Raw genomic sequence first — 4,974 nt, forward strand, 5'->3', positions numbered from 1 at the left:
TCCAGACCGCCATCGGGGCGATGGACAGCAAGAACATATGGGCGGGCATCCAGAGCATCGGCACCATTGCGATCAGGGTCAGCGGGACCGCAAAGGCCGCCGCCAGCAGGGTGCGACGGCGCAGATGGGCGATCTCGCGCTCACGAGCCGCACGTTCCACATCGGCCCGGTCTTGACCCGCCTGCACCTCGAGGATGCCGTACCCGGCCTCGCGCACCGCCCGCTTAAGGTGGGCCGGGGTGATCGAGGCCGGCAGGTATTTGACCGTGGCCCGCTCGGTGGCCAGGTTGACGCTGGCCTCGGTCACGCCCGGAAGTTTCCTCAAGGCCCTCTCCACCCGCGCCACGCACGCCGCGCAGGTCATCCTGGTGACGCCCAGCTCGGCCTCTGCCAGCAGGGGCTGGTAGCCCACCTCCTCGATCTTCGCCAGGAGGGCCTGGGGGCTGGTCTTCTCGGGGTCGTAGCTGACCGTGGCGTTCTCGGTGGCCAGGTTGACGCTGGCCTGAACCCCCTCGAGCCTGTTCAGACCCCGCTCGACCCGAGAGACGCAGGCCGCGCAGGTCATGCCCTGCACCCCGATTTGCAGTTCCTTGGTCATCCATCCTCCCTATCCTCCCCACCAGGGGTGGGGTTAGACCACGGCTCGAGGGTTGGCCCCGAGCCCACCTCTAGCGGTACTTGAGCACGTCCATCAGCTCGTCTACCAACTCTTTGCTGTCGCCGCGCTGGGCTGCGCTGGCCACATGGTGCTCGAGGTGGCTGCGCAGCACCATGTCGCCCACCTTGTCCAGTGCGCCTTGCACCGCGCTGATCTGCTTGAGCACGTCCACGCAGTAGGGCTCGCCCTCCATCATCTTGAGGATGCCCTCGAGGTGCCCCTTAGCCGAGAGCAGGCGGTTCTGCGCGTCCTTGCGCACCTTGGGGTCTAAGTGCAGGGTGTGTTCATGTACGGCGGGCATGGGCACTCCTTGGTCAGTCCTTAGCGAACCGCAGCCTGATAGCCTTCTTCCTGCACGGCGGCCACCAGTTGGTCAACCGGGGCGTTGCCCTTGATCACGGCCCGGCCCTCCTGCAAGAAGACCTCCACCTGCTCCACGCCCGCCACGCTCTTGAGGGCCTTCTCCACGCTGACCTTGCAGTGCCCGCAGCTCATGCCTTCGACCTTGAGTTCGATGTTGTCCATAGTTTGCTCCTTAGAGGCCACCCCCCTCGGGGTGGGGTATGGCTTCAGTCTAAGCTCTGCGGCCTGCCGTGTCAACCCCTCCCCTGGTGGGGGGTCTAAGCTCTGGTATATGCACCGGGGTTGGTCTTACTCTTTCCGCGACGGGGCCGAACCCTCCGGCTTCCTTGGTTTTGACCCCAGTTGCACCAGCCCCAGCAAGGCCAAACCGATCAGGCCGCCTACGACAAATGAATCGCTGCCCAGGGTGGTTCCCATCCACCCCGCCAGGGGGTAGCTGAACAGCCACCACAGGTGGCTCCAGGCGAAGTGCGCCCCGTACACCCGCCCCTGAAGGGCCTCGGGGGTGCGGTCGGCGATCAGGGTGTTGGTGGGCAGGTTAACCCAGTTCTGCCCCACCCCCGCCACAAACCACAGCAGCATCAGGGGTAGCAGGGGAGCGAAGGCGGTGGGCAGTATGGCCAGGGTGGTCAAGCTGGCCCCCAACAGCACCCAGGTGGTGCGTGGCAGCCGCTGATCCCAGGCCCCCACGACCAGCGCGGCCACTGTGGCCCCCACCCCGAAGGCCGCCATCACCCAGCCGTATTCCACGTCGCCCAGCCCCAAAGTGCCCTTCACGTAGCCCACTGTGTTGACCAGAATCCAGGCCCCCGAGACGGCGGCCACCAGCTCGAGCAGCAGGGCGTAGCGCATCGGGGGGTCGGCCCACAGCCGCTGGGTTCCCTCGCGCAGCTCGGAGAGCCGAAAGCCTTCCGCAGGGGCCTCGGACTTGGCTTGCAGGTTGGCCCGGAGGGCCAGGATCATCAGGGCCGAGAGGGCGAAGGTGGCCGCGTCCAGCCAGAACAGACTGCGCCCGCCCATGAGGGCCGCCAGCCCCCCCGCGATGCCCGGCCCCAGCACCCCCAGCAGCTCGTTGGTGGCGCTCGAGAGGGCCAGGGCCTGGGGGTAGTCGCGCCCCGCCACCAGCGGCACGGTGGCCTGGAAGGCGGGGGTGAAGATGGCGGTGAAGGCGTTGAGCAGGAACATCAGGACGTAGACCTGCCAGACCTCGCCCGCCAGGGGGATCAGCCCGATGATCGCCACGCGGGCCAGGTCGGCCCCCACCATCAGGGTCTTGCGGTCGAGCCGATCCGCCAGCACCCCGCCCAGCGCCGAGAACAGCACGAAGGCCGTCACCCGCAGGGTCAGGGCGGTGCCCAGCACCGCCCCCGAGCGCTCGCCCGCCAGCTCGAAGGCCAGCAGGGCCAGCGCCACCCAGGTCAGCGCGTCGCCCAGCAGGCTGACCGTCTGCGCGGCGTAGAGCTGGGCGAAGGCCCGGTTGCGCAGGCTCGAGAACACCGCGAAAATCCGCATCAGCGCCCCCTCGCGTTGGCCTTGGCTTGCGGGCGGTGGTCGGCCAGACCCAGACGGCGGTGCTCGGCGTGGGAGAAGGCCTGCCGCAGCAGCTCGCCCAGGTGGGTGTCGGAGAGCCGGTAGCGCACCGCGGTGCCCTGGCGCTGGGCGCTGACCAGATCGGCGGTGCGGAGAATAGCCAGATGTCTGGAGACCGTGCTCTGCGGCAACCCCAGCGCCGCCACCAGTTCGCCCACCCCGTGCTCGTGCCGGCTCAGCAGCAGCACCAGGCGGACGCGGGTAGCGTCGGAGAGGGCCTTGAACACCCCGACAACCCGGCTGAGGTCGTCGGGATGCGGGCGTTCGGGCAGGTCATGGTGTCGCACGGGCTTAGTCTACCTGTTTATCCGGATATGCAAATATATTGACTCCGACAAGGGCGTGTCTCGGAAAAGGGCAGACCCACTCGGATGGGCGGTTCAACTTCAGGCTCTCACCCACCGACCCCCTCTCTCGAAGACGCAAAGCGTTCAGCGAAAGCGGGGAACTTTCTTAACTCCCCTCCCTCGAAAAGCGAGGGAGGGGCCGGGGGTGGGAGCTTGGAACCACGGAAATCTACTGAGAACGGCACTGATATAGGCACAAAGCTCGTCAACTTAAATCAAGAAACCGTTGTCATTTCGACCGAAGGGAGAAATCCCCTACTGCAACAGTGCGATACATGTATGGCACGGCACAGTACGAGATTCCTCGGGTAAAACGAGCGAAGGGGACTCGAGCGCACATCGAAGACCTCGGAATGACAACGTTTTGGTGGGTTGAGTTTTCGTGCCCTTCTCTACACCGTTCTCAGTGTCTTTCCCAAAACTGGGACACGGCCTTCCAGCAAGTGGAAGTCAGAGGTTGAAAATCACAGCAGGCGCTCGAGCCTGAAGGGGAACTGGTGGCGGAAGGCCTCGGCCAGGGTGGCCCCGGCGTGGCTCAGCAGGCCGTGGTAGAGCGCCAGCGACTTGTCCATCTCGCGGTGCAGGGCGCGGCCCAGCTCGAGGTCGCCCAGCGCCGCGTAGTCCGGCACGATGGTCTGTAGCGAGGCGGGGTCGAGGCGGCCCCGCAGCAACTGGGCGGTGAAGGCCAACTGGCCCTCGAGCACCTGCAAGGCCTGCTGCTTGAGGGCGAAGGTGGCCCCGATCTCCACCACGCAGTTGGGGTTCTCCGGGGACATGTAGTAGAGGTCGCGGATCAGGTGGGGCCGAAAGCCCCCGCACTCCTCCACCCGCCACTCGCGCCCGGCCAGCGCGGCGGCCTCGAGGTAGAGCAGCATCAGGAGCCGACGGTCGGGGTCGAGGTCGGCGTAGGAGTGTTCGGGGTCTTGGGTGATCAGCAGGTCGGGGCGGGTCTCCCGGATCAGCCGCACCAGCCGGGTCTTGGAGGGGGTGTCGAGCTGGGTCTCGCCGGTCTGGAAGTCCAGGAACTGCACCGACTTCACGCCCAGGATTTGGGCGGCCTGCTCGACTTGGGGCCGGGTCTGGGGGCGGGAGAGCACCACCGCCGCGTGCACCGCGTCGCCCGCCTGGGCGTGGAGGGCCAGGGTGCCCCCCACCTCCACGATCTCGAGGCCGTAGGTCGCCAGCATCAGGATGGTTTTCATGGGTCAGCCTTTGTGCAGACGGGGGAACAGGTAGCCCTCCAAGGCCCGCCCGGTGAGGGCGAATCCCAGCACCGAGAGGGTGATCAGCAGCCCCGGCGGCACCACCCACCAGGGCCAGGAGCCATTAAGAAAGGCCCCGCGAATCTGGGCGTAGTAGAGGATGCTGCCCCAGCTCTTGCGGACGGGGTCGCCCAGGCCCAGGAAGGAGAGTGAGGCTTCGATCAGGATGCTGCTCGAGGCCGCCAGGATGAACTGCGAGACCGCGATGGGCAGCACCCCCGGCAGGATGTGCCGGAAGAGGATATGAAAGTCGCTGGCCCCTATGGCGCGGGTGCCCTCGACGTAGGTCATCTCGCGCAGGGACAGCACCCCCGAACGCACCACCCTGGCCGGTCGCGCCCAAATTACCAGGGTGATGGCGGCGATCAGGTTGCCACTGCTGGGGCCTAAATAGGCCGCCACCACGATCATCAGCGGGATGAAGGGCAGCACCAGCATCACATCTACTAAGCGCATCAGGGCGCTGTCCAGCCAGCCCCCGGCGTAGCCCGCCACCAGCCCCACCAGGGTGCCGATCACGATGGCCCCCGCCGCCGCGCTGAAGCCGATCAGGAGCGAGACCCGCGTGCCCACGATCAGCTCGGATAGGATGTCCTGCCCCACGTCGTTGGTGCCCAGCAGGTGGGCGCTCGAGGGGCGCTCGAAGGGCTTGCCGCTGGAGACGGCCGGGTCGTAGGGGGCGATCAGGGGGCCGAAGAAGGCCAGGAAGAGCATCAGGCCCAGCAGGCCCACCCCGATCAGCCCGACCGGGCTG

7 protein-coding genes are annotated in these 4,974 nt (G+C 66.9%); all 7 read right to left on the reverse strand.

The features are described 5' to 3' along the window. Positions 1-598 (reverse strand): heavy-metal-associated domain-containing protein (locus tag Q0288_RS07555; protein ID WP_299429288.1); only part of this gene is annotated, 598 nt, incomplete at its 3' end. A 70-nt stretch (positions 599-668) separates the two neighbouring features. Continuing rightward, positions 669-959, reverse strand: coding sequence for a metal-sensitive transcriptional regulator (locus tag Q0288_RS07560; protein ID WP_299429289.1), 291 nt, complete (start codon positions 957-959; stop codon positions 669-671). Positions 960-979: 20 nt separating this feature from the next. After that, complete coding sequence (locus Q0288_RS07565) at positions 980-1,183, reverse strand: heavy metal-associated domain-containing protein (RefSeq protein ID WP_299429290.1); 204 nt, start codon at positions 1,181-1,183, stop codon at positions 980-982. A 126-nt stretch (positions 1,184-1,309) separates the two neighbouring features. Beyond that, positions 1,310-2,533 (reverse strand): MFS transporter, encoded by a 1,224-nt coding sequence (locus Q0288_RS07570; protein ID WP_299429291.1) that lies wholly within the window; start codon positions 2,531-2,533, stop codon positions 1,310-1,312. Beyond that, positions 2,533-2,898 (reverse strand): metalloregulator ArsR/SmtB family transcription factor, encoded by a 366-nt coding sequence (locus tag Q0288_RS07575; RefSeq protein WP_299429292.1) that lies wholly within the window; start codon positions 2,896-2,898, stop codon positions 2,533-2,535. Before Q0288_RS07575 ends, Q0288_RS07570 begins: the two co-directional genes overlap by 1 nt. Positions 2,899-3,422: 524 nt before the next feature. After that, complete coding sequence (locus tag Q0288_RS07580; RefSeq protein WP_299429293.1) at positions 3,423-4,160, reverse strand: PIG-L family deacetylase; 738 nt, start codon at positions 4,158-4,160, stop codon at positions 3,423-3,425. 3 nt (positions 4,161-4,163) lie between these two features. Then, a partial coding sequence (locus Q0288_RS07585) for an ABC transporter permease (RefSeq protein WP_299429294.1) occupies positions 4,164-4,974 on the reverse strand: 811 nt, incomplete at its 5' end.

Source organism: uncultured Meiothermus sp. (assembly GCF_937863175.1).
Classification (GTDB): Bacteria; Deinococcota; Deinococci; order Deinococcales; family Thermaceae; genus Meiothermus.